The sequence below is a fragment of the Streptomyces sp. NBC_00236 genome (assembly GCF_036195045.1).
GTDB lineage: Bacteria > Actinomycetota > Actinomycetes > Streptomycetales > Streptomycetaceae > Streptomyces.
Genome location: NZ_CP108100.1, coordinates 6,303,400 through 6,329,224, shown reverse-complemented (window position 1 = coordinate 6,329,224; position 25,825 = coordinate 6,303,400). Strand labels below are relative to the sequence as shown.

The 25,825-nt window shown below is 72.1% G+C and carries 21 protein-coding genes; 3 read left to right on the top strand and 18 right to left on the bottom strand.

Going from position 1 to position 25,825, the window contains the following annotated elements; all coding sequences use genetic code 11:
* Positions 1-32 precede the first annotated feature (32 nt).
* The 8 genes from OG446_RS28415 to rimP all read right to left on the bottom strand — a co-directional run bounded on the left by OG446_RS28415 (position 33) and on the right by rimP (position 11,368).
* The gene (locus tag OG446_RS28415; protein WP_328896674.1) at positions 33-3,908 is read right to left on the bottom strand and encodes a trypsin-like peptidase domain-containing protein; all 3,876 of its coding nucleotides are present in this window, start codon (positions 3,906-3,908) and stop codon (positions 33-35) included.
* Between the two features lie 200 nt (positions 3,909-4,108).
* Positions 4,109-5,005 (bottom strand): tRNA pseudouridine(55) synthase TruB, encoded by an 897-nt coding sequence (gene truB / locus OG446_RS28410; RefSeq protein ID WP_328896673.1) that lies wholly within the window; start codon positions 5,003-5,005, stop codon positions 4,109-4,111.
* Entirely contained in the window at positions 5,002-5,451 is a 450-nt protein-coding gene (gene rbfA / locus OG446_RS28405; RefSeq protein WP_326657547.1) for a 30S ribosome-binding factor RbfA, read from the bottom strand. Before rbfA ends, truB begins: the two co-directional genes overlap by 4 nt.
* 185 nt (positions 5,452-5,636) lie before the next feature.
* Complete coding sequence (locus tag OG446_RS28400; protein ID WP_136329549.1) at positions 5,637-5,933, bottom strand: DUF503 domain-containing protein; 297 nt, start codon at positions 5,931-5,933, stop codon at positions 5,637-5,639.
* 137 nt (positions 5,934-6,070) lie between these two features.
* Complete coding sequence (infB, locus tag OG446_RS28395) at positions 6,071-9,217, bottom strand: translation initiation factor IF-2 (RefSeq protein WP_328896672.1); 3,147 nt, start codon at positions 9,215-9,217, stop codon at positions 6,071-6,073.
* A gap of 148 nt (positions 9,218-9,365) precedes the next feature.
* Positions 9,366-9,644, bottom strand: coding sequence for a YlxR family protein (locus tag OG446_RS28390; RefSeq protein WP_328896671.1), 279 nt, complete (start codon positions 9,642-9,644; stop codon positions 9,366-9,368).
* Between the two features lie 183 nt (positions 9,645-9,827).
* Positions 9,828-10,868, bottom strand: a complete 1,041-nt coding sequence (nusA, locus tag OG446_RS28385) for a transcription termination factor NusA (RefSeq protein WP_219571906.1) — start codon at positions 10,866-10,868, stop codon at positions 9,828-9,830.
* A 2-nt stretch (positions 10,869-10,870) separates the two neighbouring features.
* Complete coding sequence (gene rimP, locus OG446_RS28380; protein WP_328896670.1) at positions 10,871-11,368, bottom strand: ribosome maturation factor RimP; 498 nt, start codon at positions 11,366-11,368, stop codon at positions 10,871-10,873.
* A gap of 178 nt (positions 11,369-11,546) precedes the next feature.
* Here rimP and OG446_RS28375 point away from each other — a divergent pair, with 178 nt between their 5' ends.
* From OG446_RS28375 to OG446_RS28365, 3 genes are read left to right on the top strand one after another with little or no spacing between them, the layout of a single operon-like run.
* A complete protein-coding gene (locus OG446_RS28375) occupies positions 11,547-12,074 on the top strand; it encodes a hypothetical protein (RefSeq protein WP_328896669.1) in 528 nt (175 codons plus the stop codon).
* Complete coding sequence (locus OG446_RS28370) at positions 12,071-12,598, top strand: ferritin-like domain-containing protein (RefSeq protein WP_328896668.1); 528 nt, start codon at positions 12,071-12,073, stop codon at positions 12,596-12,598. The genes OG446_RS28375 and OG446_RS28370 overlap by 4 nt, the downstream gene beginning before the upstream one ends.
* Positions 12,599-12,627: 29 nt before the next feature.
* Positions 12,628-13,557: an aminoglycoside phosphotransferase family protein gene (locus OG446_RS28365; RefSeq protein ID WP_328896667.1), complete on the top strand. Its 930-nt coding sequence runs from the start codon at positions 12,628-12,630 to the stop codon at positions 13,555-13,557.
* A 71-nt stretch (positions 13,558-13,628) separates the two neighbouring features.
* Here OG446_RS28365 and OG446_RS28360 read toward each other — a convergent pair whose 3' ends face one another.
* The 10 genes from OG446_RS28360 to OG446_RS28315 all read right to left on the bottom strand — a co-directional run bounded on the left by OG446_RS28360 (position 13,629) and on the right by OG446_RS28315 (position 25,764).
* Positions 13,629-15,329, bottom strand: a complete 1,701-nt coding sequence (locus tag OG446_RS28360; RefSeq protein ID WP_328896666.1) for a proline--tRNA ligase — start codon at positions 15,327-15,329, stop codon at positions 13,629-13,631.
* A 73-nt stretch (positions 15,330-15,402) separates the two neighbouring features.
* Positions 15,403-15,978 (bottom strand): GNAT family N-acetyltransferase, encoded by a 576-nt coding sequence (locus OG446_RS28355; protein ID WP_328896665.1) that lies wholly within the window; start codon positions 15,976-15,978, stop codon positions 15,403-15,405.
* A 63-nt stretch (positions 15,979-16,041) separates the two neighbouring features.
* On the bottom strand, positions 16,042-16,887 hold the full coding sequence (locus OG446_RS28350; protein WP_328896664.1) for a GNAT family N-acetyltransferase: 846 nt from the start codon (positions 16,885-16,887) through the stop codon (positions 16,042-16,044).
* A gap of 168 nt (positions 16,888-17,055) precedes the next feature.
* The gene (gene ispG, locus OG446_RS28345) at positions 17,056-18,210 is read right to left on the bottom strand and encodes a flavodoxin-dependent (E)-4-hydroxy-3-methylbut-2-enyl-diphosphate synthase (protein WP_219571918.1); all 1,155 of its coding nucleotides are present in this window, start codon (positions 18,208-18,210) and stop codon (positions 17,056-17,058) included.
* A 193-nt stretch (positions 18,211-18,403) separates the two neighbouring features.
* A complete protein-coding gene (locus OG446_RS28340) occupies positions 18,404-19,714 on the bottom strand; it encodes a M50 family metallopeptidase (protein WP_328896663.1) in 1,311 nt (436 codons plus the stop codon).
* Positions 19,711-20,964: a 1-deoxy-D-xylulose-5-phosphate reductoisomerase gene (dxr, locus tag OG446_RS28335; protein WP_328896662.1), complete on the bottom strand. Its 1,254-nt coding sequence runs from the start codon at positions 20,962-20,964 to the stop codon at positions 19,711-19,713. The genes OG446_RS28340 and dxr overlap by 4 nt, the downstream gene beginning before the upstream one ends.
* Positions 20,965-21,046: 82 nt before the next feature.
* Positions 21,047-21,811, bottom strand: coding sequence for a hypothetical protein (locus tag OG446_RS28330; protein WP_328896661.1), 765 nt, complete (start codon positions 21,809-21,811; stop codon positions 21,047-21,049).
* A gap of 104 nt (positions 21,812-21,915) precedes the next feature.
* The gene (locus OG446_RS28325) at positions 21,916-22,407 is read right to left on the bottom strand and encodes a nucleotidyltransferase domain-containing protein (protein ID WP_443050287.1); all 492 of its coding nucleotides are present in this window, start codon (positions 22,405-22,407) and stop codon (positions 21,916-21,918) included.
* Positions 22,408-22,470: 63 nt separating this feature from the next.
* Positions 22,471-23,718 (bottom strand): 3-phosphoshikimate 1-carboxyvinyltransferase, encoded by a 1,248-nt coding sequence (aroA, locus tag OG446_RS28320; protein WP_328896659.1) that lies wholly within the window; start codon positions 23,716-23,718, stop codon positions 22,471-22,473.
* A gap of 84 nt (positions 23,719-23,802) precedes the next feature.
* Positions 23,803-25,764, bottom strand: a complete 1,962-nt coding sequence (locus tag OG446_RS28315; RefSeq protein WP_328896658.1) for an acyl-CoA dehydrogenase family protein — start codon at positions 25,762-25,764, stop codon at positions 23,803-23,805.
* Positions 25,765-25,825 lie beyond the last annotated feature (61 nt).

Below are 25,825 nucleotides of genomic sequence, written 5' to 3'. Positions count from 1 at the left end.
CTCGCCCGAACCTGTGTACGTGGGTATGTCTCTTACGCAGGTCTAAGACTGCCATGCTCACGCCCTGCGGCCTGCATCGGCATGGTCATCGGGGATCCCGGTACGTCCCCGAGCCCCTCCACCGTGCGCCGCGCGCTCGGCCCGATGACCGCCGCCCACTCCTGCGGGGCGTCGGCCAGCCACTCGACGACCAGGGCGCCGAACCCGGGTACGTCCCGGGCGAGTGCGACCAGCAACCGGTCGAACAGACCGGCCCCCTCCGGGGTGCGGAGCAGCAGCATCCCGGTGCGGTGGACCAGGGCCCGGGTGCGGACCGGTGGCCGGCCCCCGCAACCGGTCGCGGCGGCCCGCAGCAGGGCCTCCAGCACGATCGGGTCCCGGTGGCCGCCGCTCTGCTCGAAGTCCAGCAGCACCTCCAGCAGGGTGTCCCGCAACGGCTGGGACGCGGGGCTGCCGGGTGAGGCGAGAACCCCGGCGAGCGCACCCCGGACCGGCGGGGGCGCCGGCCGGTCCCGGAGCAGTCCGGTCAGCAGGGGAAGCAGCAGCGCCCGGGCGGCGGGCCCCTGCTCCAGCCTGCGGTCGAGGTAGGCGGCGGTGTGCGTGGTGTCCCCGGGATGGCTGTCGACGTAGGCGCGGACGAGCCCGGCGGTGTGCAGCGCCAGCGCGGGGGCTTCGATCCCGGCGAGCGCGCGGAGCACCTCACCCGCGCCGTCCCCGGGCCGCACGAGCCGCTCCCGGTACGCGGCCAGCACCGGCTCGGGATGGGTGGGCAGCGCGACGGCGAGCGCGGCGGCGGACACCTGCGGCCCGTCCGCGACGAAGGCCCGGAGGGCTTGCGGCAGACAGCGGTCCCGGGTCTGCGGATCGGCCACGAGCAGGGCGAGCACGGAACCGTGCAGATCGGTGTCGGCAGGGCGGGCCAGCAGGGCGAGCGCGGACCGGCGCAGCAGGGCGCGGTCCGCGTCCCGGGTCAGGTGCGGGGCGACGAGCGCTCCGTACGAAGCCGCGGCGATCCGGCGGGCCCGGCGGTCGTCGTCGCGCGACCACCGTTCGACGGCCCGGCAGAGCGCCGCCGGTTCGTCCTCTGCCAGCGCGGCGAGCAGTTCGTCGGCGCGGGGGTGGCCGGAGGATACGAGCGCGTCGGCCAGGTCGTCCACGGCGAGGTCCCGGCGGGCGTGGAGGAGCGCCTGCGCGGCCGCCGCGACGGTGGGCCGCGGAACGACGTCCGCGTCGGCCGCGAGCGGGCGCTCGTCGGCGAACCAGGCACACAGGAGCGGCTGGAGCGTACGCGGATGGGCGGCGAGCCGGCGGGCCACGGCGTCCAGGAACCGCTCCCCGTCGCCGTCGGTCTCGGTGCGCGGTGGCCCGTCGGCGGGAACGAGCCGCCGGAACAGATCCATCCGGTCCGCCTCGGGCAGCCGCAGCCGCCGCCAGAACCACGGCCCGAACTCGGCGTACGCACCCCGCGCACCGGTGCCACCGGCATCGGCGGAGCTGCGGACGATGCGCCCGGCGAGCAGCCGGAGCACCCCGAGGTGAGGCCGGGCGTCGGGGACCCGCAACAGCGTCTCCGCCAGCAGATGCCCGGCCCACCAGCGCGCGTCGGGGAAGGGCACGCCGGTGTCGCCCTCCACGGTCTGTGCCCCCTTCCCCTCCCCCGCCGACAGCCGGTCCAGCGCCTCGATCAGGTCGGCCAGCCGGTGGGCCAGCGCGGCCGGGCCCTGGCGGCGGCCCAGGAGGAGGAGCGCCTGGATCACCGGGCCGATCCGGTGGCGCGGCACGGGAAGTGTGTGCGGCTGCTCCGGCACCGGCGCCTGAGGTGCGGGTGTCTCCGGTGCGGGTGTCTGGGGTGCCCGAGGCTCCGGGGTCCGGGGCGCGGGCGCCTGAGGTGCGGGTGTCCGGGGCGCGGGCGCCTGAGGTGCGGGTGTCCGGGGCGCGGGCGCCTGAGGTGCGGGTGTCCGGGGCGCGGGCGCCTGAGGTGCGGGTGTCCGGGGCGCGGGCGCCTGAGGTGCGGGTGTCCGGGGCGCGGGCGCCTGAGGTGTGGCCTGCCCGCCCGGCCGGCGCGGATGCGGTACCCGGTCCGCGCCCTCCCCCGCAACCGGGTCCGCATGCCACCGGTGCACCAGTGCCCGCAGCGCCGCGTCCAGGTCCAGATGCGCCCCCTGGACCCAGTCGCCGAGCTCCTCGTGGGCGAACCGGTAGCCCGCTCCCGCCGGGACCAGCAGGCCCTCCGCCAGCACCGCCGAGGCCCAGCCCGTGCGCCACGGGAAGACCTCCTCGAACGCAGCCCGGTCCAGCTCCCCCTGCCCGGGCCCCAGGCAGCGCCGGGCCGCCTCGTGGACCTGGCCCGCCACCCGCGCCGCCAGCCGCCGCACCGCCGTGCCGTGCGGTGCGGGACGCCCTTGGGCGGCGATCCGGACCGCGATGCGCAGGCACATGAGGTCCAGGTGGGCGCCGAAGACCTCTTCGGTGTCGGGGCGCCCGGGGGCGCCCGCCGGAAGGGCCCCGCGCACCTCCGCGAGCAGCCGCAGCGTGAGCGGGTGCCGGTCGTGGCCGACGGCGAGCGCGTCGGGCGGAAGGCCGTAGCGCTCTCTGGCCCGTTCGGCCTGGCCCACGGTCAGGTCACCGATGCGGACCGCCGAGGGCAGCCGCCTGGCGGGGCGGGCCGGGCGGTGCAGCGCGTCCGGCGGACAGAGCGCGCCCGCCGTCTCCCAGTGCTCGGGCCGGCAGGCGACGACCAGGCGGGCCCCGTGGGCGCGCAGCCAGTCGACCGAGCCCGCCGTCCACCGGGCCAGCCGGTGTGCCAGGACGGGCGGCATCTCCTCGGGGCCGTCCAGCAGGACCAGCAGCGGGCTGCCCGCGTCCGCGGCCAGAGCGGCGACCCGCTCCGGGGTGGCGGATGCCATGTCACCCATGGCTCCGGCAGCGGTGACGATGCGCCCGGCCTGCCGGAGCGTGCGGGCGATCGCGTCGGCCACGGAGGTGTCGTCGGCCAGCAGATCGGCGCCGCGCAGCCACAGGGTGGGCGCGGGCACCGGGCCCCGGGTCCTTCGTGCGGCGAGCGCGGCAAGTTCCGTGGTGCGGCCGGTGCCCGGCGCCCCGACCAGGCCGAGGACCACCGCGGGTTCCGCCCCGTCCCTGTCGCGGCCCACCGCCGCGAAGTCGTCGAACTCCGCGAGGGCGTCGGGCCGTTCCACCGGGTCGGGCCAGGCGCTCGGGCCGCCCGCGGAGCCGACCGACATGGCGGTGAGCTGGAGCGCACCCGCCACGTTCAGATCGGTGCCGTATCCGGGTACGTCCATCGCGTTGCGCCGCAGCAGCGCGCCCAGCGGGCCGTCGCGGTCCGGTCCGGCCAGCGGCACCGCGCAGCCGGCGGCGGCGTGCCCGGTGCGCAGGGCGGTGCCCAGGACCGCGATGACAGCGCCGCTGTCCGGGTCGAACACGGGCCCGCCGACGGCCGCGCCACGGAGCCGGAGCGCATCGCTGCCGTCCGTGCCGAGGGCCAGTTCCAGGGCCCGGCCGATCGTGTGGGTACGGCCGCCCGCGGTGTACGTCGCAGCGGTCGCGCCGAGGACGCGCGCCTCGCGCCGGCCGTGCGCGGCGATCGTCACATAGGCTCCGGCGTCGATCCGCTCCCGAGGGGCGATCGGCAGAGGCGGCACGCCGAGCGCGTCCGGTCCGCCGGTGGGCAGGAGCGCGAGGTCGAGTTCCGGCAGTGCGGTGATGTCGTGGGCCTCGACGCGGCAGCTGCGGCCGTCCGCGCCGTGCAGCAGGAGGTACGGGAGGTCGTCGACCGCTTCGTGACTGGTCACCACCGTTCCCCGGCCGTCAGCGACGAATCCCGTCCCCCGCGGCCGGCCCGCCGGATCGCACAGTCGTACCAGCGTCGCCCGGTCCCCGCATCCCATGATCCGACGGTAGGGCGATGGTGATCGGCGCGAAGAGCGATCAGGGTAAAAGCGCCCCGTTTGCACCCCTGATTCACTCCGAGCGCCTGCCCGTTGGGGTGAATCAGGGGCGTTCGCCGGACAGAATCCGGTGGGGGGCCGTGGAGCGGGCGCAGGGGTCGTGCCCGCTCCACGGCGGGGCCCGCGAAGGGCCCCGGGGGTCAGGCGAAGACGGCGAGGCTCTTGGCCTTGCCCTTCTGCTCCTCGACGAGGACCAGGAACGTCCCGTCGGGCCCGAAGACCGCGACCGGACCCGGCGGATACGCCGGCATGTCGAGCCGCACGCCGTTGAGCAGCAGCTTGGCCCGCCTCTCGTCGACGTCCCAGCGGGGGAACGCCGAGTCGGCGGCCTCGGCCACCGGCATCACGACGAGCTCCTCCTGGTGCTGGTCGAGCGTCCGCGCGGCGTCGAGACCGTACGGACCGACGCGGGTGCGCCGCAGGGCGGTCAGATGCCCGCCCACGCCGAGCCCGGCCCCGAGGTCGCGGGCGATGGCCCGGATGTAGGTGCCGGAGGAACAGACCACCGAGACGACCAGGTCGACCACCGGGGTACCGTCCTCGGCCACCGCCTCGCGGACGTCGTAGACCTGGAAGGACGAGATCGTCACCGGACGGGCCGGGATCTCGAACTCCTCGCCGCCGCGCACCCGTGCGTAGGACCGCTTGCCGTCGATCTTGATGGCGCTGACCTTGGACGGCACCTGCATGATGGCGCCGGTCAGGGCGGCGACCCCCGCGTCGATGCCCTCGCGGGTCACACCGGAGGCGTCGGTGGACGAGGTGATCTCGCCCTCCGCGTCGTCCGTGACCGTGTCCTGGCCGAGCCGGATCGTACCGAGGTACTCCTTCTCGGTCAGCGCGAGATGGCCGAGGAGCTTGGTGGCCTTCTCGACGCCGAGCACGAGTACGCCGGTCGCCATCGGGTCCAGCGTGCCGGCGTGGCCGACCCGGCGGGTCCGGGCGATGCCGCGCATCTTGGCGACGACGTCGTGCGAAGTGAAGCCGGACGGCTTGTCAACAATGACCAGACCGTCCGGCGTTTTGTTCTGCGTCATGCGGAAGGTGAGTCCTCGTCCTCGTCCTCCGGCTTGCGGTACGGGTCCGCGTCGCCCGCGTACGTGGCGCCCGAGGACGCCTCGCGCACCTTGGCGTCGGAGGCCCGTGCGCGGTCGAGGAGGTCCTCGATCGCCTTGGCGTTCTCCGGCAGCGCGTCCGCCACGAAGGAGAGCGTGGGGGTGAACTTCGTCCCCGCCGCCGAGCCGACCGCGGAGCGCAGGATGCCCTTGGCGCTCTCCAGGCCGGCTGCCGCGCTCGCCCGGTCCTCGTCGTCGCCGTAGACCGTGTAGAAGACCGTGGCCTCCCGCAGGTCGCCGGTGACGCGGGTGTCCGTGATGGTCACGTGCGTACCCAGGCGGGGGTCCTTGATCCCACGCTGCAGTTTCTCGGCGACCACCTCCTGGATGAGGTCCGCCAGCTTCTTAGCCCGCGCGTTGTCGGCCACTGGTCCGTCTCCTTCTCGCTTTGGGACGACCGGGAATCGGGGGCGGCGTCGCGGGGCTGGGCACGCGCGTCTGCGGCGTTGTCGTCAATCACCATGGCTCCGCCATGGCTCAATCCTCCGCCTTGCAGCCGCACGCACCCAAGCCCCGCTCCTTCACCCACCCCCCGATTCCCGGTCGGCCCTACTCAATCGTCTTCGTCGCTGTGCAGCCGCCGCCGTACGGACAGCAGCTCCACCTCCGGCCGGCCGGCGACCAACCGCTCGCACCGGTCGAGTACGTCTGTGAGGTGTCCGGTTTCCCCGGAGACCACGGCGAGGCCGATCTCGGCCCTGCGATGGAGGTCCTGCCCGCCCGTCTCCGCCACGCTCACCGCGTACTTGCGCTGGAGCTCGGCAACGATCGGACGGACTATGGAGCGCTTCTCCTTCAGCGACCGTACGTCGCCGAGAAGCAGATCGAAGGACAGTGTCCCCACATACATGTGTGTCCGGATGTCCCGCCGGTTCGGGTTCGCGCCCCGCCGTTGATTGGCAGGGACACAAGAACCGTACACGGAACGGCCGGGGCCGATCGACGGATATACGTCCCGTCGACCGGCCCCGACTGTTGAGGTACGGGTCAGCCTCGCGGCTTCTCGCGCATCTCGTACGTCGCGATGACGTCGTCGATCTTGATGTCGTTGAAGTTTCCGAGGTTGATACCGCCCTCGAAGCCTTCGCGGATCTCGGTGACGTCGTCCTTGAAGCGGCGCAGACCGGAGATGTTGAGGTTCTCCGCGATGACCTTGCCATCGCGCAGCAGGCGCGCCTTGGTGTTGCGCTTGACCTCGCCGGACCGGACCAGCACACCGGCGATGTTGCCCAGCTTGGACGAGCGGAAGATCTCGCGGATCTCCGCCGTGCCGAGCTCGACCTCTTCGTACTCCGGCTTGAGCATGCCCTTGAGGGCCGCTTCGATCTCTTCGATCGCCTGGTAGATGACCGAGTAGTACCGGACGTCCACACCTTCGCGGTCGGCCATCTGCGCGGCACGCCCTGCGGCGCGCACGTTGAAGCCGATCACGATGGCGTCGGAGCCGGTCGCCAGGTCGATGTCCGACTCGGTGACCGCACCCACACCGCGGTGCAGGACCCGGATGTCGACCTCTTCACCGACGTCGAGCTGGAGCAGCGAGGACTCGAGAGCCTCCACCGAACCGGACGCGTCGCCCTTGATGATGAGGTTGAGCTCCTGGACCAGACCGGCCTTGAGCGCCTCGTCCAGGTTCTCCAGGGAGAACCGGACACCCTTGCGGGCGAAGTTGGCGTTGCGCTCACGAGCGGCACGCTTCTCGGCGATCTGACGGGCCGTACGGTCCTCGTCGACGACCAGGAAGTTGTCGCCGGCACCCGGGACGTTGGTGAGACCCAGCACGAGGACGGGGGTCGAGGGACCCGCTTCCTCGACGTTCTCGCCCTTGTCGTCGAGCATCGCGCGGACTCGGCCGTACGCGTCGCCGACCACCATCGTGTCGCCGACCCGCAGCGTGCCTCGCTGGACCAGAACGGTCGCAACGGCACCACGGCCGCGGTCGAGGTGGGACTCGATCGCAATACCCTGCGCGTCCTGCTCCGGGTTGGCCCGCAGGTCGAGCGAGGCGTCGGCGGTGAGGACGACGGCCTCCAGAAGAGCCTCGATGTTGAGGCCCTGCTTGGCGGAGATGTCGACGAACATCGTGTCGCCGCCGTACTCCTCGGCCACCAGACCGAACTCGGTGAGCTGACCGCGCACCTTCGTCGGGTCCGCACCCTCGACGTCGATCTTGTTGACCGCGACCACGATCGGCACGTCGGCCGCCTTGGCGTGGTTCAGCGCCTCGATCGTCTGGGGCATCACACCGTCGTTCGCCGCCACCACGAGGATCGCGATGTCGGTGGACTTCGCACCACGTGCACGCATGGCGGTGAACGCCTCGTGACCCGGGGTGTCGATGAAGGTGATACGGCGGTCCTCGCCGTTGACCTCGGCGCCGACCTGGTACGCACCGATGTGCTGCGTGATGCCGCCGGCCTCGCCCGCAATGACGTTCGTCTTGCGGATCGCGTCCAGCAGTCGGGTCTTACCGTGGTCGACGTGACCCATGACGGTCACGACCGGCGGACGGGAGACCAGGGCCTCTTCGCCGCCCTCGTCCTCGCCGAACTCGATGTCGAAGGACTCGAGCAGCTCGCGGTCCTCCTCCTCGGGGCTGACGATCTCGAGGACGAAGTTCATCTCGTCCGCGAGGAGCTTCAGCGTCTCGTCGGAGACGGACTGCGTGGCAGTGACCATCTCGCCGAGGTTCATCATCACGCCGACGAGCGACGCCGGGTTGGCGTTGATCTTCTCGGCGAAGTCGGTGAGGGAGGCACCGCGCGACAGCCGGACGGCCTGTCCGTTGCCGCGAGGCAGCATGACGCCGCCCACCGACGGGGCCTGCATGGCCTCGTACTCCTGGCGCCTCTGCCGCTTCGACTTGCGACCACGACGCGCGGGACCACCGGGGCGGCCGAAGGCGCCCTGTGTGCCACCACGGCCACCGGGGCCGCCGGGACGTCCACCGAAGCCGGGACGACCGCCGAAGCCGCCGCCACCACCGGGACGGCCTGCGCCGCCACCGCCACCGCCGCCACCGGGACGACCGGCGAAACCGCCGCCACCGCCACCGGGACCGGCCGGACGGCCGGCGAACCCGCCGCCGCCACCGGGACGGCCTGCGCCGCCACCGCCGCCGGGACGACCGCCGCCGCCACCGGGACCACGGCCACCGCCGGGGCCACCACCGGGACGCGGGCCGGCAGCGGGACGCTGCGGCATCATGCCCGGGTTCGGACGGTTACCGCCGGCGCCGGGGGCGCCGCCGGGACGAGGAGCCTGCGGGCGCGGCATGCCGCCCGGAGACGGACGTGCGCCGCCCTGGCCCTGACCCTGCGGACGCGGGGCGCCGCCGGGGCCGCCCTGCGGACGCGGGGCGCCGGGGCGCTCCGCGCCGCCACCGGGACGCGGGGCGCCGCCGGGACGGGGCGACTGCGGACGGGCCATGCCCGTCGAGCCACCGGAGGTGAAGGGGTTGTTGCCCGGACGGGGACCCGCCGGACGTGCGCCGCCGGGCCGCGGGGCGCCCTGGCCTGCGGGGCGTGCGGGACGCTCGGCGCCACGCTCTCCACCGCGGCCGCCGTCACGCTGACCACCGTCACGGCCACCGTCGCGCTGGCCGCCGGCCGGAGCCGGACGGGAAGCGGCGGGACGGGGACCCGGGGTGGCACCCGCGGGACGCGGGGCCTGCTGCTGCTGCGGTGCTGCCGGCTGGGCCGGAGCCGGAGCCGAGAACTCGGCTGCGGGCACCGGGGTGACCGGGGCGGCCTTCGGCGCGGGCTTGGGGCCCGGACGCGGGCCCGCCGACGGCGCGGAAGGCGCAGCGGGGGTGGTGCTCGCCGGGGCTTCGGCAGCGGCCGGCTTGGGAGCCGGTGCGCCGGGCTTCGGAGCACCGGGACGTGCCGCAGCGGCCGGGGAGGGCGCTGCGGGCTTCACAGGGGCGGCCTTACGGGGCGCGCCAGGCTTTGCAGCGGACTTGCCGGCGTTGCCGCCGGGCCCCTGCAGTGCGTCAGTCAACTTGCGTACAACCGGCGCCTCGATCGTCGAGGACGCCGAACGTACGAATTCACCGAGTTCTTGGAGCTTGGCCATGACGACCTTGCTCTCAACCCCGAACTCCTTGGCGAGTTCGTATACCCGGACCTTAGCCACTTCGCTCCTTTTAGGTCCGGGTTACCGCCGGACCGTCGCTACTTCATGGGCGTACTCATCGCGTACTCATCGAGTGCTCATCGCAATCTCGACCTACTTCCAACTCGCGAGGTACCTGACCGCACGGGGACCCGTGCCGTTCAATTTCTTACGGTGTCACCCGCTCGACGAACCGCTGCACCGCAGCGGAGTCGAACGGCCCCTTGGCCTTGAAGGCCCGGGGGAAGGCCCGGCGGCGAACCGCCAGGTCCAGACAGACGGAGACGGGGTGTACATATGCACCCCGGCCGGGCAGCGTACCGCGCGGATCAGGGAGGCATGCATCCCCGTCCACCACGATGCGCAGCAGCTCGCTCTTGGCCGCCCGCTCCCGGCATCCCACACAGGTTCGCTCGGGGCAAGCGCGGGCGTGCGTCCGGCCAGACACGTTTAAGTCTACCTCCCCGTACCGACCTCACCCCTTTGGGGCAAAAATCGAACGGATGTTGTCGTGATCTCAGCGGCGTGCCGCCTGGATCTATTCCTTGTCGTCCCGCCGGACCCGGTCCGGTTCGTCCCCGCCGGGCCCGGTCCGGACAAGGTCCGGCGGGCCTTCGGGACCGTCGTCGGGTCAGCGCCGCTCGGAGCGCTCCCGGGCCCGCTCGGCTCGCTCACGGTCCGCCACGTCGCGCTCGGCGTCGGTCTCGGTGTCCGGGCGGATGTCGATGCGCCAGCCCGTCAGACGGGCGGCGAGGCGGGCGTTCTGCCCTTCCTTGCCGATCGCCAGCGACAGCTGGTAGTCGGGCACGGTGACCCGGGCGGAGCGCGCGCCGAGGTCAACGACCTCGACCTCGCTCACCCGTGCGGGCGACAGCGCGTTGGCGACCATCTCGGCCGGATCGTCCGACCAGTCCACGATGTCGATCTTCTCGCCGTGCAGCTCGGCCATGACATTGCGCACACGTCCGCCCATCGGACCGATGCAGGCGCCCTTGGCGTTCAGACCGGAGCGGGTGGAGCGGACGGCGATCTTGGAACGGTGGCCGGCCTCGCGGGCGATCGCGCAGATCTCGACGGAACCGTCGGCGATCTCCGGGACCTCCAGCGCGAAGAGCTTCTTCACGAGGTTGGGGTGGGTCCGCGACAGCGTCACGGACGGACCGCGGACACCCTTGGCGACGCGGACGACATAGGTGCGCAGCCGCAGGCCGTGGGTGTACTCCTCGCCCGGCACCTGCTCCTGCACCGGCAGGATGGCCTCCAGCTTGCCGATGTCGACCAGGACGTTCTTCGGGTCCTTGCCCTGCTGGACGACGCCGGTCACGACATCGCCCTCGTGGCCCGCGTACTCGCCGAACGTCCGGTCGTCCTCGGCGTCGCGCAGACGCTGCAGGATGACCTGCTTGGCGGTGGTGGCGGCGATCCGGCCGAAGCCCGACGGGGTGTCGTCGAACTCCTTGGGCTCCTGGCCCTCCTCGAGGTCGGCCGGGTCCTCCTTGGCCCACACGGTCACGTGGCCGCGCTCGTCCAGCTCCACACGCGCCCTGCGGTGGCTGCCGTCCGTACGGTGGTACGCGATGAGGAGGGCCGACTCGATCGCCTCGACGAGCACGTCGAACGGGATCTCCTTGTCCTGCGCCAAGCCCTTCAGAAGCTTCACATCGATGTCCACGGCTACGCCTCCTCTTCCTTCTTGTCCTTGCGGTTGAATTCCAGCTCCACGCGCGCCTTGGCGATCTCGTCGAAGGCGATCCGGCGGGACGTGGGCTTGCGGCCCTTGACGCCCGGCACCTCGAGATCGAGGCCCTCTTCGTCGACCTCGAGGATGCGGGCCATCAGCTCGCCGCCCTCGTTGAGCGTCAGCCTGGCCAGGCGGCCCGTGGCACGTACGTAGTGGCGGTGCTCCGTCAGCGGGCGGTCGGCACCGGGAGAGCTGACCTCCAGGACGTACTCGTCCTCGCCCATCACGTCGGTCTCGTCGAGCTTGGCGGAGATCGCGCGGCTCAGATCCGCGCAGGCGTCGAGCTCCACGCCCTCCTCGGAGTCCACGATGACGCGCAGCACCCGGCGACGGCCGGCCCGGGACACTTCGATCTCTTCCAGATCCAGCTGCTCGGCGCTGACGAGCGGTTCGACCAGCCCGCGCAGCTTGTCGCTCTGGGTGGTGCTCATCCGGGTGACTCCTCGGCCGCGTGTGCTGTTGTGGGGATCGTCGCGTGTCTGGTCAAAGGGTATCCGGTCCCAGGGGGTGTTGCTGTCCGCCGGCCCCCGGGGCGCGGGTACGCTCGCCAACGCGTGATCACTTCCGGACAGATCCAGTCAAGACAGGTCCAGGCCCGAAGGAGAAAAGGTGCGGCGCACGGGGACGACGCGCAGGGGCGCGCTGACCGCGACGGGAGCGATCGCCATGGGGGCGGTGCTGGCCGGCTGCGGCAGCGGCGGGGACGACGAGAGCGCCGGGCGCAAGGGATCCGCACGGACCGCGGCCGGCCGCCCGGCGGCGGAGCGGGCCGAGACCTCGCTGCGGACACAGGCCCACGGCGTGAGCACCTCGCTGGCCGTCCAGTACGAGACCGTCGTGCGGGCCCATCCGGCGACCGCGGCCGAACTCACTCCGCTGTGGGACGCCGTCCGCGCCCACATCAGGGCCCTCGGCCCCGGCGACGCGCGCGGCCATCTCCGGACCCCGCCCGCCGCCCGTGACGCCCGGGCTGCGGTCCGGGACCTGGCCGCCGCGGAGCGCCGGGCGGCGGCCTCGCACACCGAGGCACTGATGAAGGCTCCGCCGGAACTGGCCCGGCTGCTCGCGTCGGTCGCGGCGGCGGCCTCGGCCCACGCCTATCTGCTGACCGAACTGGCCAAGGAGACGAAGGCATGAGCGAGGACGGGACGCTGGAGGCCGCACAGGCGGCGCTGGCCGCCGAACACGCGGCCGTGTACGGCTACGGGGTGGCCGGCGGCCGGGTCGCCGCGGACCGCCGCGCCGAGGCCACCGCCGCGCATCACGCCCACCGCGCCCGGCGCGACGCGCTGGTGCGCACGGTGCGTGACCTGGGCGGTGAACCGGTGGCCGCGGGTCCCGCGTACGCTCTGCCGTTCGCGGTACCGGACGCCGCCGCGGCGGTGCGCCTGGCCGCCGTGCTGGAGGACCGGGTCGCGGAGGTCTACTCCGACCTCGTACGGGCCTGTGAGGGGCCGTTGCGCCGCTCGGCGGCGGACGCCCTGCGGGAGGCCGCGGTGCGCGCGGTCCGCTGGCGCGGCAGCGGCGTACCCTTTCCCGGGCTCGCCGAGCGGGCCGCGGACGGGTCCCGTACCGAAGGGACCGGTGCACGGGACGAGACGACCGGGGCCCGCGCGAAGGCCGGGTCCGACGCGCAGGCCGGAACCGGCTCGACGCACTGAAGCAGGCTCTGAAAGGGAACACGGCACGTATGGGTTTTGAACCGCCGCAGCGTCTGGTGCGAGCGCTCGGCGAGTCGTACGGGGATACGGCCGCCGGGGAATGGCTCACGGGGCTACCCGGGCTGACCGAGCAGGCACTGGCCGCGACCGGGCGGGAGATGACCGTAGAACGGGTCGCCGCCCCGGGCGGGCGCAGCAGCCTGGTCCTGCTGGTACGGGACACCGACGGCACCCCGGCAGCGCTGAAGCTGGCCCCCGCCGGGGCGGCCCCGGAGCTCGAACGTGCGGCGCTGGCGCACTGGAACGGCTGGGGCGCGGTCCAGCTGATCGCGGCCCCCGACGAGGCGGCGGAGACGGCGGGTGGTGGTGCGCTGCTGCTGGAACGCCTCCATCCCGAGGTGTCGCTGCGCTCGCTCCCGGAGGCGAAGGCGCTGCTGGAGGCGGCCGGAACGGTGCGGCGGCTCTGGGTCGAGCCGCCCCCGGAACACGCTTTCGAGACGGTCACCGTGCGGACCGGGCTGCGCATCGACGCCATGCGGGCCTCGGCGGCGGACGACCCCGCCCTGGAGCCCCTCGTCTCGGCGGCCCTGGCGGCACGCGAGGAACTGGTCGCCCAGTCCCCCGAGACCCTGTTGCTGCACGGCAACTTCCGGCAGAGCAAGGTGCTCTCCGGCGAACGCGCACCCTGGCTGACGGTCGGCCCCGAGCCGGTGGTCGGCGAGCGCGCCTACGATCTGGCGCGGCTGGTGCGGGACCGCGTCGAGGACCTGATCGCCTCGCCCGGCGGCGCGATGACCGCCCGGCGCAGGATCAAGAAGCTCGCGGACGCCCTGGACGTGGACCGGGAGCGGCTGCACGGCTGGACGCTGTTCCGTGCGGTGGAGTCGGGCACCCGGGCGCTGGCGGCCGGGCGTCACCAGGAGGGCGAAGTGACGCTGGAGTTCGCGGGCTGGCTGTAGGGCCCGCACATACCGAAGGGCCCCGGCACGGAGATCCGTGCCGGGGCCCTTCGGTATGTGCGGCGGAGCGGTCAGCCCTGCTCGGTGAGGCGGGCGATCGCCTCGTCGACCGTGAGCTCCTCGCGCTCGCCGGTGCGACGGTCCTTCAGCTCCAGGACGCCTTCTGCCGAGCGGCGGCCGGCGACCAGGATCTTCGGGACACCGATGAGCTCGGAGTCGGTGAACTTGACGCCGGGCGAGATGCCCGGGCGGTCGTCGACCAGGACCCGCAGGCCGGCGGCGTTCAGCTTCTCGGAGACGTCGAGGGCGAGCTCCGTCTGGAGCGCCTTGCCCGCGGCGACGACGTGCACATCGGCCGGGGCGATCTCACGGGGCCAGCACAGGCCCTTGTCGTCGGCGGTCTGCTCGGCGAGCGCGGCCACCGCGCGGGAGACGCCGATGCCGTACGAGCCCATCGTGACGCGCACGGGCTTGCCCTGCTGGCCGAGCACGTCGAGGGAGAAGATGTCGGCGTACTTGCGGCCGAGCTGGAAGATGTGGCCGATCTCGATGGCACGGTCCACCTGGAGGCCGGTGCCGCACTTGGGGCAGGGGTCGCCCGCCTCGACGACCACGACGTCGAGGTAGTCGTCGACCTCGAAGTCGCGGCCCGCGACGACGTTCTTCGCGTGCTTGCCCTCCTTGTTGGCACCCGTGATCCAGGCGGTGCCGGCGGCGACACGGGGGTCGGCGATGTAGCGGACCTTCTCCAGACCCTGCGGGCCGACGTAACCGCGGACCAGGTCGGGGCGGCCCACGAAGTCCTCGGCGGTGACGAGCTCGACGACGGCCGGGGTGAGGTGCTCGCCGAGCTTGCCGAGGTCGACCTCGCGGTCGCCGGGCACGCCCACGGCCACGATCTCGCCGTCGACCTTGACCAGGAGGTTCTTCAGGGTGGCGGAGGCCGGGACGCCGAGGTGGGCGGCGAGGGTCTCGATGGTCGGGGTGTCGGGGGTGTCCAGCTCCTCGACGGGACCGGTCGCCGAGCCGTCGACCGGGGTGGCGTTGAACGTCACGGCCTCGGTGTTGGCGGCGTAGTCGCAGTTCGGGCAGTCGACGAAGGTGTCCTCACCGGCGGGCGCGGGGGCGAGGAACTCCTCGGAGGCGGAGCCGCCCATGGCGCCGGAGACCGCGGAGACGATGCGGTGGTCGAGGCCGAGCCGCTCGAAGATCCGGATGTAGGCGCCGCGGTGCAGCTGGTACGCCTCGGCGAGCCCCTCGTCGGTGGTGTCGAAGGAGTACGAGTCCTTCATCTGGAACTCGCGGCCGCGCAGCACTCCGGCCCGGGGGCGGGCCTCGTCGCGGTACTTGGTCTGGATCTGGTACAGGATCACGGGCAGGTCCTTGTAGGACGAGCACATGTCCTTGACGACCTGGGTGAAGACCTCTTCGTGCGTCGGGCCGAGGAGGTAGTCGGCGCCCTTGCGGTCCTGGAGCCGGAACAGCAGGTCGCCGTACTCGTCGTACCGGCCGCTCGCCTCGTACGCCTCCTTGGGGAGGAGCGCGGGGAGCAGGACCTCCTGGCCGCCGATGGCGTCCATCTCCTCGCGGACGACGCGGGTGATGTTCTCCAGGACCTTCTTGCCGAGCGGCAGCCAGGACCAGATGCCGGCCGCGGTGCGGCGTACGTATCCGGCGCGGACGAGGAGCTTGTGGTTGAGCGTCTCGGCGTCCGCCGGGTCGTCGCGCAGTGTCTTGATCATCAATCGGGACATGCGCTGGACCTGGGCCATGATGAACTCCTGCTCGGAAGGGTGATGTGCAGGAGGTTAGCCGGGCGGCACCGGCGGGCGGAAATCGATTGCGTCAGACGCGCCCGGGGCGGAGCAGCGGAAGGGGTGCTCCCATGACCGCGTACGGCATGGGAGCACTGGGGAAATGCACCTGCCGGGCGAGGTCCCGGTAGCCGAGCGATCGGTACAGACCGCGTGCGGGACTCTCCGTGTCGATGGCGGAGAGGATCGACCGGGGCTGGTCGACGGCGTCCGTGATGGTGGTGATGAGGCTGCGTCCGACGCCCATGTTCTGGAACTCCGGGTGGACGTGGAGTTCGGTGATCACGAACGAGTCGTCGAGCCAGTCGGCCGAGCCGGTGGCCCGCAGGTGGGGCTCGACGACGGTGGACCACCAGTGGCCGCGCTCGTTGGGCATGCCGTAGACGAACCCGACAAGGCCGCCGTCCGGGGTCAGCGCGCCGAGCGCGCGGGCGAAGGGGTGGTCGAGGTGTCTGAGGACGATGTGGCGTCGCACCTCGATCTCCTCGGGGCCGAGTCCGAAGGCGACGGCCTGCACGGCGAGCGCCTCGTCCACGCGTGCGGCGAGATCGACCGGCCCGATCCGGACGCGGGCGGTGTGGGGTGCTCCCCCGGAAGCTGCTGCCATGAGCAGACCCTACTGTCCGTGGCGGGGTGCGGGGTATGCGCCGGTGCGGGGCCGGCCACGGGATCAGAACAGGACGCTCATGAACGCGCCGGTCTCGCGGAAGCCGATGCGCCGGTACGCCCTGCGCGCGGGGGTGTTGTAGTCGTTCACGTACAGGCTGACGATCGGCGCGACGTCGGCCAGCGCGTACCGCAGGACGGCTGCCATGCCGCTCTCGGAGTGGCCCCGGCCGCGGTACTCGGGGGCGACCCAGACGCCCTGGATCTGGCAGGCCTGTGCGGTGGTGGCGCCGATCTCCGCCTTGAAGACGACCTTGCCGTCGTCGATCCGGGCGAAGGAGCGGCCGGCGCCGATGAGCTCGGCGACGCGGGCCTGGTAGAGGAGTCCGCCGTCGCCGGCGAGCGGGGAGATGCCGACCTCCTCGGTGAACATGGCGACGCAGGCCGGCATGAGGACGTCCATCTCGTCCTTGCGGACGCGGCGGACCAGGGGGTCGGGTGCCACGTCGGCGGACGGACTCTCGGTGACCATGAGCGGCTGGTTGGCCCGGACCTCGCGGGCGGGGCCCCAGCCCGGTTCGAGGAGCCGCCACAGCTGTGCGGTGGGCCCGGCCGGTCCCACGATCGAGGAGCAGCGGCGGCCGGCCCTGCGGGCGCGGTCGGCGAAGGCGCGGACGGCCTCGGGAGTGGCGCAGATGGGGACGAGGTTGGCTCCCGAGTAGCAGAGCGACCGCAGGTGGCCGCCTGTGTACCAGCCCCACATCTCGCCGCCCAGGCGCCAGGGGTCGAGGCCTGCGACCTGGACCCGGGAGGTCACGAAGGCGTTGGCTACGGGTTCGCTCTCCAGTACCGCGAGGGCGGCGCCGAGGTCGCTGGGTTCGAGGACCCGGGTGGTGGTCTGCGTCAACACGAGGGGGCCTCACCATGCGGTCTGCTGATTTCCGCACTGTACCCAAAGAGGCTGAGGGACGCCGCTCGTGGCCGCGAACAGCCCCTGTGATCCCCGGTGACCTCGCTCACTGACAGCGCCCCGCACGGAGGGTTCCTCCGGCGGGGCGCTGTCGTGGAAGGCATGGGATCAGCTGATGGAGACCTCGGGCTCGCCCGAGGCGATGCCGTCCTTCTCCATCTGCTCGGCGATCTTGAGGGCTTCCTCGATGAGGGTCTCGACGATCTTCGACTCGGGCACGGTCTTGATGATCTCGCCCTTGACGAAGATCTGGCCCTTGCCGTTGCCCGAGGCGACGCCCAGGTCGGCCTCGCGTGCCTCGCCGGGGCCGTTGACGACACAGCCCATCACGGCGACGCGCAGCGGGACCTCCATGCCTTCGAGGCCCGCGCTCACCTGGTCGGCCAGCTTGTACACGTCGACCTGCGCACGGCCGCACGACGGGCAGGACACGATCTCCAGCCGCCGCTGCTTCAGGTTCAGCGACTCCAGGATCTGGAGCCCGACCTTGACCTCCTCGGCCGGCGGCGCCGACAGCGAGACGCGGATCGTGTCACCGATGCCCTCGCTCAGCAGCGCGCCGAAGGCGACGGCCGACTTGATGGTGCCCTGGAACGCCGGGCCGGCCTCGGTCACGCCGAGGTGCAGCGGGTAGTCGCACTGGGCGGCGAGCTGCCGGTAGGCGTTGACCATCACGACGGGGTCGTTGTGCTTGACCGAGATCTTGATGTCCCGGAAGCCGTGCTCCTCGAAGAGGGACGCCTCCCACAGTGCCGACTCCACCAGCGCCTCGGGCGTGGCCTTGCCGTACTTCTTCAGCAGTCGCGCGTCCAGCGAACCGGCGTTCACGCCGATCCGGATCGGCGTGCCGGCATCGTTCGCCGCGCGCGCGATCTCCTTGACCTTGTCGTCGAACTGCTTGATGTTCCCGGGGTTCACCCGGACCGCCGCGCAGCCCGCGTCGATCGCGGCGAACACGTACTTCGGCTGGAAGTGGATGTCGGCGATCACCGGGATCTGCGACTTCGACGCGATCGTCGCGAGAGCGTCCGCGTCGTCCTGGGTCGGGCACGCCACCCGCACGATCTGACAGCCCGAGGCGGTCAGCTCCGCGATCTGCTGAAGCGTGGCACCGATGTCCGACGTACGCGTCGTCGTCATCGACTGCACCGAAACCGGCGCGTCCCCACCGACCGCCACCGACCCGACCTGGATCTTGCGGCTGACCCGCCGTACGGCGAGCTGGGTCGGAACGGTGGGCATTCCGAGAGAAATCGCAGTCATGCGCTGAGCATCCCCAAGGTGTGGATCGAGGTCCCGAAGTCGGCGGGCTCCGGCCTTCGAGGTTACGGCACCGAGCCCGGCGTGAAGCACACCGCGTCCGGGAACCCGGGCAAAATATGGGGTCCCGGACGCACCGTGCGCATCCGCCGTCACTCGGGGTACAGGCGCCCCCAGGACGGCCCGGTCGGCCCGGTCAGGAGATCTTGACCGGGTTGACGACGTCGGCGACCAGGACGAGCAGGGTGAAGCAGATGAACACCCCGGCGACCACATAGGCGACCGGCATCAGCTTGGCCACGTCGAACGGGCCGGGGTCGGGGCGCTTGAAGAGCCGCGCGGCGTTGCGCCGCAGCGCCTCCCACAGGGCCCCCGCGATGTGGCCGCCGTCGAGCGGCAGCAGCGGCAGCATGTTGAAGAGGAACAGCGAGAGGTTGAAGCCGGACAGCAGGAACAGCATCATCGCGATCTGGTTCTGCGCCGGCACGTCCAGGTTCATCACCTCGCCGCCGATCCTGGCCGCGCCGACGACGCCCACCGGGGAGTCGTCCGCGCGCTCTCCGTCCGAGAAGGCCGCGTCCCACAGGGCCGGGATCTTGGACGGCAGGGCGATGATCGAGTCGACACCGTTCTCAATCATGTCGCCCATGCGGACGACGGAGTCACCGAAGGAGAGCGGGACGATCTCGCTCTGCGCCGCGAAGCCGAGGTAGCCGGCGGAGACGTACTCCCCCGGGACCACCTCGCCGTCGGAGTCCTTCTTCAGCACGGCGTTCTTCTTCAGCACGGCGTGGAGGGTCTTCTCCTGCCCGTCGCGCCGGACCGTGATGGTGGCGGGGCCGATCGTGTCGCGGATCTTGTCGGAGAGGACGGACCACTCGTCGATCTTCTGGCCGTTGAAGGCGACGATCTTGTCGCCCACCTTCAGGCCGGCGGCCTGCGCGGGCGAGACCGGGTCGGACTTCTTGCAGGTCTCCCGCTTCTCGCTCTGGGAGATCACGCACTTCTGGACGCCCGCGACGTCGGTCGTCTGCGTCTGGAATCCGAAGGTCATGGCCACGCCGAGGAAGATCGCCACGGCCAGGATCAGGTTCATGAAAGGGCCGGCGAACATGACGATGACGCGCTTCCACGGCTTGCGCGTGTAGAAGAGCCGCTTCTCGTCGCCTTCTTCCAGCTCCTCGAAGGCGGCGGACCTGGCGTCCTCGATCATGCCGCGCCACGGCGAGGTGGAGCGGGCCTCCAGCCTTCCGTCCGGTCCCGGCGGGAACATCCCGATCATGCGGATGTAGCCGCCGGCCGGGATGGCCTTGATCCCGTACTCCGTGTCGCCCTTCTTCCGCGACCAGACCGTAGGACCGAAGCCGACCATGTACTGGGGGACGCGGATACCGAAGAGCTTCGCCGTCGACAGGTGGCCCAGCTCGTGCCAGGCGATGGAGAACAGCAGGCCGACGGCGAAGACGGCGATGCCGAGAATCGTCAGCAGGATCGTCGTCATACTCATGCGCGCGCCTCCGCGGTGGCCTTGGCCGAGAGTTCCCGGGCCCGGGTCCGTGCCCAGGCTTCCGCTTCAAGGACGTCCGCGACCGTCAGCGAAGTTCCCGTCGCGGGCGTTCCGTGCTCGGACACCACCGCGGTGACCGTGTCCATGATGCCGTTGAACGCCAGCCGCCCGTCCAGGAACGCGTCCACGCACTCCTCGTTCGCCGCGTTGAACACCGCCGGGGCGGTGCCGCCGAGCGTGCCCACGTGCCGGGCGAGTCCGACGGACGGGAAGGCCTCCGTGTCGAGCGGGAAGAACTCCCACGTGGAGGCCTTCGTCCAGTCGAAGGCGGGCGCCGCGTCCGGGACGCGCTGCGGCCACCCGAGTCCGATGGCGATCGGTCCGCGCATGTCGGGCGGGGTGGCCTGGGCGAGGGTGGAGCCGTCGGTGAACTCGACCATGGAGTGGACGTACGACTGGGGGTGGACCACGACCTCGATGCGGTCGAAGGGGATGTCGTAGAGGAGGTGCGCCTCGATGACCTCAAGACCCTTGTTGACCAGGGTGGCCGAATTGACCGTGATGACCGGGCCCATGGCCCAGGTCGGGTGGTTGAGGGCCTGTTCCCGCGTGACGTCGGCGAGCTCGCTCCTCGTACGTCCCCGGAACGGGCCGCCGGACGCGGTGACGACGAGCCTGCGCACATCGGCGCGCTTGCCGGCCGCGAGCGCCTGGAAGAGCGCGGCGTGTTCGGAGTCGACCGGGATGATCTGGCCCGGGGCGGCGAGCGCCTTGACCAGGGGGCCGCCGACGATCAGCGACTCCTTGTTGGCGAGCGCCAGCGTGCGGCCCGCCTTCAGCGCGGCCAGGGTGGGGGCGAGACCGATCGAGCCGGTGATCCCGTTCAGCACGGTGTGGCAGTCGCTGCCGGCCAGCTGTGCGGCGGCGTCGGGTCCGGCCAGGATCTCGGGAGGCTGTTCTCCCGCTCCGTACTCCTTGCGCAGGGCCTCGCGCAGGGCCGGCACCGCGTCGGGAGAGGCGACGGCGACCGTGCGCACCCTCAGTCGGTGCGCCTGCTCGGCGAGGAGGGCGACCCGGCCGCCCGCCGCGGAGAGCGCGGTGACGCGGAAGCGGTCGGGGTTGCGCAGCACCAGGTCGATGGCCTGGGTGCCGATGGACCCGGTGGAGCCGAGGATGACGAGATCCCGGCGGCCTTCCACGGCGTCGAAGACGAGGTGCGGGTCGGCGAGGGGGGCGGGGCTGTCGCTCATGCCCCCCATTGTTGCCGCTTCGGCTGTGCGCGTGGACAGCGCGCCCCCCGCGCCGTGTCCTGGCTGCTCGCTCATCGCGCCCTCAGCCCTTCGCCGCGCGGAACTTCGCCCACTGGGCGGCCATCACCTCGGGAGGCACCCCGCCGATGTCCTCGGTGGAGGTGATCTCCGCCCGGAACGAGAGGGTCGTGGAGCCGGAGCGGACGACGGTGAGGTACTCGTACAGCTTCTGCTGCCCCTTCACGTCGAGGATGGTGAAGCGGTAAGCCTTCGCCTCGTCGGCCTCGGCCGCGAATGCGGGGGCCTTGGCGGGCTCGGCCTTCAGGTACTTCGCGGCAGCGACGGCCCGCTGCTCGGTGAAGCCGCCGGCGCAGTCACGGCCGGCCTTGTCGAGGGCCTTCATGACGGTGGCGGCGCCGCCGCCGGCGTAGCTGCGCAGGGTGACGTCGACGGTGACGCCCAGCATCTCGTCCGGGACGTCGACCTTGCGCTGGACCTCGGCGGCCGGGTCCGGGTCGCTGACCTCGCCGGAGAGGCTGACCAGCGGCTGGCAGCCGTCGGGGACGGCGGTGTACGCGTCGCCGAGCGGGCCGTCGAGGACGTACTCGGAGGCCGTGTACGTGCCGACCTTCTCGCCGTCGGTGAACGACGCGGCCTTCAGGCGGGCCTCGTCGGGTGCCGCGGGCGCGGAGGGTGCGGCCGAGGCCTTGCCGTCCTTCTTCGCACCGGCGGAGCCGTCCGGGCCGTCGTCGCTGCCGCAGGCGGACATGCCCAGCGCCATCACGGCCACCATCCCCACGACCGCCGGCCCGCGCCGTCGGCCCCGCAGGTTCCTCACCCCGTACATGCCTGTCCCCATTTCCCTGGTCCCCGATTTCCCTGGTGCTTCGTCGTGCGCGTGGGCCGGTGCTCGCTCGTGCCGCGTTCCGTCGGTCGAGGTCACCGGCCGGCTCAGAAATGCGTGGCCACACCGAACTCCCTGCGGAGCCGGTCCATGTCGTGCAGGTCGGCCTCGCCGGGCTCGTATCCCTGGTGGAACTCGACCTGCTGCCCGACCGAGATGCAGTGCACCCGCGTCCCCGCGATGGTGCCGGTGACGAAGCACTCCGCCGGGTAGCGGAACGGCTTCTCCGGATCGAGCGAGGACTGGATGGCCGACCCGTCGGGGGCGAACTGCAAGGGATGCAGGTCGATTTCCTGCCCGGCCGGGTGGCTGAGGACGAACCGTGCGGGGCGCCAGTCGAGCGTCTGCGTGTATCCGGCCGCCGTCAGGGCGGCGACGAGCGCGGGTTCCTGCTCGCGGCGGTGCAGCAGATCGAGATCCTTGTGGCTGCGGGTCTCCTTGCCGAGCAGCGCGTCGATACCCCAGCCGCCGGCGATCACCACATCCGCACCGGCCTCGCGCGCCACGGAGAGGACGGACAGTACATCGGAGGCGGACATCATGCCGCGCAGCCTAGCCGCCCCGCACCGGCTCGTGCCCGGAGGTCGTTCCGGCCCGCAGCCCTATCCGTGCAGGAGGTCGGCGAACCCGGCGAAGACCTCGTGGAACCGGGGGAACGTCTTGCGTACGCAGCCGGGGTCGTCGTACGTGATGCCGGGCGTCCGCAGGGCGGTGACGGCGAAGGACATGACGATGCGGTGGTCGCCGTGGGTCGTGATCTCCGTGGGACGCGGGGTGCCCGGAAGGATCTCGATCCAGTCCGGACCGGTCGTGACCGTGATGCCCATCCGCCGCAGGTTCTGGGCGCAGGCCTCCAGGCGGTCGCACTCCTTGACCCGGGTGTTGCCGACGTCCTCGATGCGGACGGGCCCCGAGGCGAAGGGGGCGATCGCGGCGAGCGTCGGCATGGTGTCGGAGATGTCACGCATGTTGACGGTGAGACCGCCGAGCCGGCCGGTGGAGCGGACCGTCGTGGCGTCGGTCGTCATGTGCACCTCCGCGCCCATGCGGCGCAGCACGTCGACGAAGCGCAGATCCCCCTGGAGGGCGCCCTCTCCGAGGCCGGGGACGGTGACCTCGCGGCCCGTGAGCGCCGCAGCCGCGAAGAAGTAGCTTGCGGTGGAGGCGTCGGGCTCGATGGCGTACGTGGTGGCCCGGTAGCCGCCGGGCGGCACCGTGAAGACGGTGTCGCCGGGGCCGCCGCGGGTGACCTCGACGCCGAAGCTCCGCATCATCGCGAGGGTGATCTCGATGTACGGCGCCGACACCAGGTCGGTGACGGTGATCGTGAGGCCCTCCGCCGTCAGTGGTCCGAGCATCAGCAGCGCGGTGAGGTACTGGCTGGACTGCCCGGCGTCCAGGGTCAGTTCGCCGCCCTTGATGCCGGCGGCCTCGATGTGCAGCGGGTGGTGGCCCTCGGCGGCCTCGTGGCGGAGGTCGACGCCGAGCGTGCGCAGCGCCTCGGTGAGCGGGGCGAGGGGGCGCCGGCGCATCTGGGCGGAGGCGTCGAAGCGGTAGCTGCCGCGGGCGCCCGCCGCCGCGAGGGTCGGCAGGAACCGGGCGGTGGTCGCGCCGTCCCGGCAGTAGACGTCGGCGTCCGTGGCGGCAGGACCGGAGGGCCGGCCCGTGATGCGCCAGGACTCCGCTCCCCGCTCGACGGCGTAGCCGAGGGCGGTGAGTCCTTCCGCGAAGCCTTCGGTGTCGTCCGAGGTCAGCGGACGTACAAGGGTGCTGGTGCCGTTCGCGGCGGCGGCCAGGAAGAGGGCGCGCGCGGTGACGGACTTGGAACCGGGGACATGGATGACGGTCACGGGCGCCCATCCTGCCGTGTCGCGCGCACGGCGGCGGGGCACGTCCAGCGCGTGGACGTGCCCCGCCGTTACGGCTTCACGGGCTCAGCGGATCGGCCGGTGCACGTTCTCCCGGGCCGAGGGGCCCGGGGTGGCGTCGGCGATCCACGGGCCTTCGCCGCTCGGGTCGACGATGCCCTCCTCCAGCCAGGTGTACGTGCCCGCGAGGACTCCGTCGACCACCTTGCGGTCGAGGTCGTCGGTGTTGGACCAGAGCCGGGTGAAGAGCTCCTCGATCCTGATGCGGGACTGGCGGCAGAAGGTGTCGGCGAGTTGGTACGCCTCGCGGCCGTGGTCGTTCTCGGCGCGCAGGTGTTCGGCGCGGACACAGGCGGCGCTCATGGCGAAGAGCTCCGCGCCGATGTCGACGATCCTGCCGAGGAAGCCCTGCTTGGTCTCCATCCGGCCCTGCCAGCGGGACATGGCGTAGAAGGTGGAGCGGGCCAGTTTGCGGGAGGCCCGTTCGACGTAGCGCAGGTGCCCGGAGAGGTCGGCGTGGCCGGTGGGGTGGAAGTCCCCGTAGGTGCGCGGGAGCTGTCCCGGTCCGGCGACGAGCTTCGGGAGCCACTTCGCGTAGAACCCGGCGGCGTTCGCGCCCGCCCGGGCCTTGGCGGAGAGCGGCTTGTCGGGGTCGATGATGTCGCCCGCGACCTTGAGGTGGGCGTCGACCGCCTCGCGGGCGATCAGCAGGTGCATGATCTCCGTCGAACCCTCGAAGATCCGGTTGATCCGCATGTCCCGGAGCATCTGCTCGGCGGGGACGGCCCTTTCACCTCGGGCGGCGAGGGAGTCCGCCGTCTCGAAGCCCCGGCCGCCGCGGATCTGGACCAGCTCGTCGGCCATGAGACAGCCCATCTCGGAGCCGTACAGCTTGGCGAGCGCCGCCTCGATCCGGATGTCGTTGCGGTCCTCGTCCGCCATCTGCGAGGAGAGGTCGACGACGGCTTCGAGGGCGAAGGTGGTCGCGGCGATGAAGGAGATCTTGGCGCCCACGGCCTCGTGCCGGGCCACGGGCCGGCCCCACTGCTCACGGACTGCCGACCATTCGCGGGCGATCTTCAGGCACCACTTCCCGGAGCCGACGCACATGGCGGGCAGCGAGAGCCGGCCCGTGTTGAGGGTGGTGAGGGCGATCTTGAGCCCTGCGCCCTCGGGACCGATGCGGTTCGCGGCGGGGACGCGCACCTGGTGGAAGCGGGTGACGCCGTTCTCCAGACCGCGCAGCCCCATGAAGGCGTTGCGGTGTTCCACGGTGATGCCGGGGGCGTCGGCCTCGACCACGAAGGCCGTGATGCCGCCCTTGTGCCCTTCCGACTTCGGTACGCGCGCCATGACGACCAGCAGGTCGGCGACGACCCCGTTGGTGGTCCACAGCTTCACCCCGTCGAGGACGTAGTCGTCCCCGTCCCGGACGGCTGTGGTGGCGAGCCGCGCGGGGTCGGAGCCCACGTCCGGTTCGGTGAGGAGGAACGCCGAGATGTCGGTACGGGCCAGCCGGGGCAGGAAGGTGTCCTTCTGCTCCTGGCTGCCGAAGACCTTCAGGGGCTGCGGCACGCCGATGGACTGGTGGGCGGAGAGCAGGGCGCCGATCGCGGGGCTGGCGGAGCCGACCAGGGCGAGGGCCTTGTTGTAGTAGACCTGCGTCAGTCCGAGGCCGCCGTACTTCACGTCGATCTTCATGCCCAGCGCGCCGAGCTCCTTGAGGCCGTTCACGACCTCGTCGGGGATCCTCGCCTCGCGCTCGATCAGGGCGCCGTCGATCCGGGTCTCGCAGAAGTCGCGCAGCCGGGCGAGGAACTCCTCGCCGCGCCGGACGTCCTCGGCGGCGGGCAGCGGATGCGGGTGGATCAGGTCGAGCCGGAAGCGGCCCAGGAAGAGTTCCTTGGCGAAACTGGGTTTGCGCCAGTCCTGTTCGCGCGCTTCCTCGGCCACCTGCCGCGCTTCGCGTTCGGTGACCTTGGGCGTGTGCGGCTGTGCGGACGGACGTTGTGCGGATGGTGCGGACATGAGGAGCTCACCTCGCCGCTTCGTCGGGTGGGTGGTCCCGAAAGGCCCGTGGCGGCCGGGG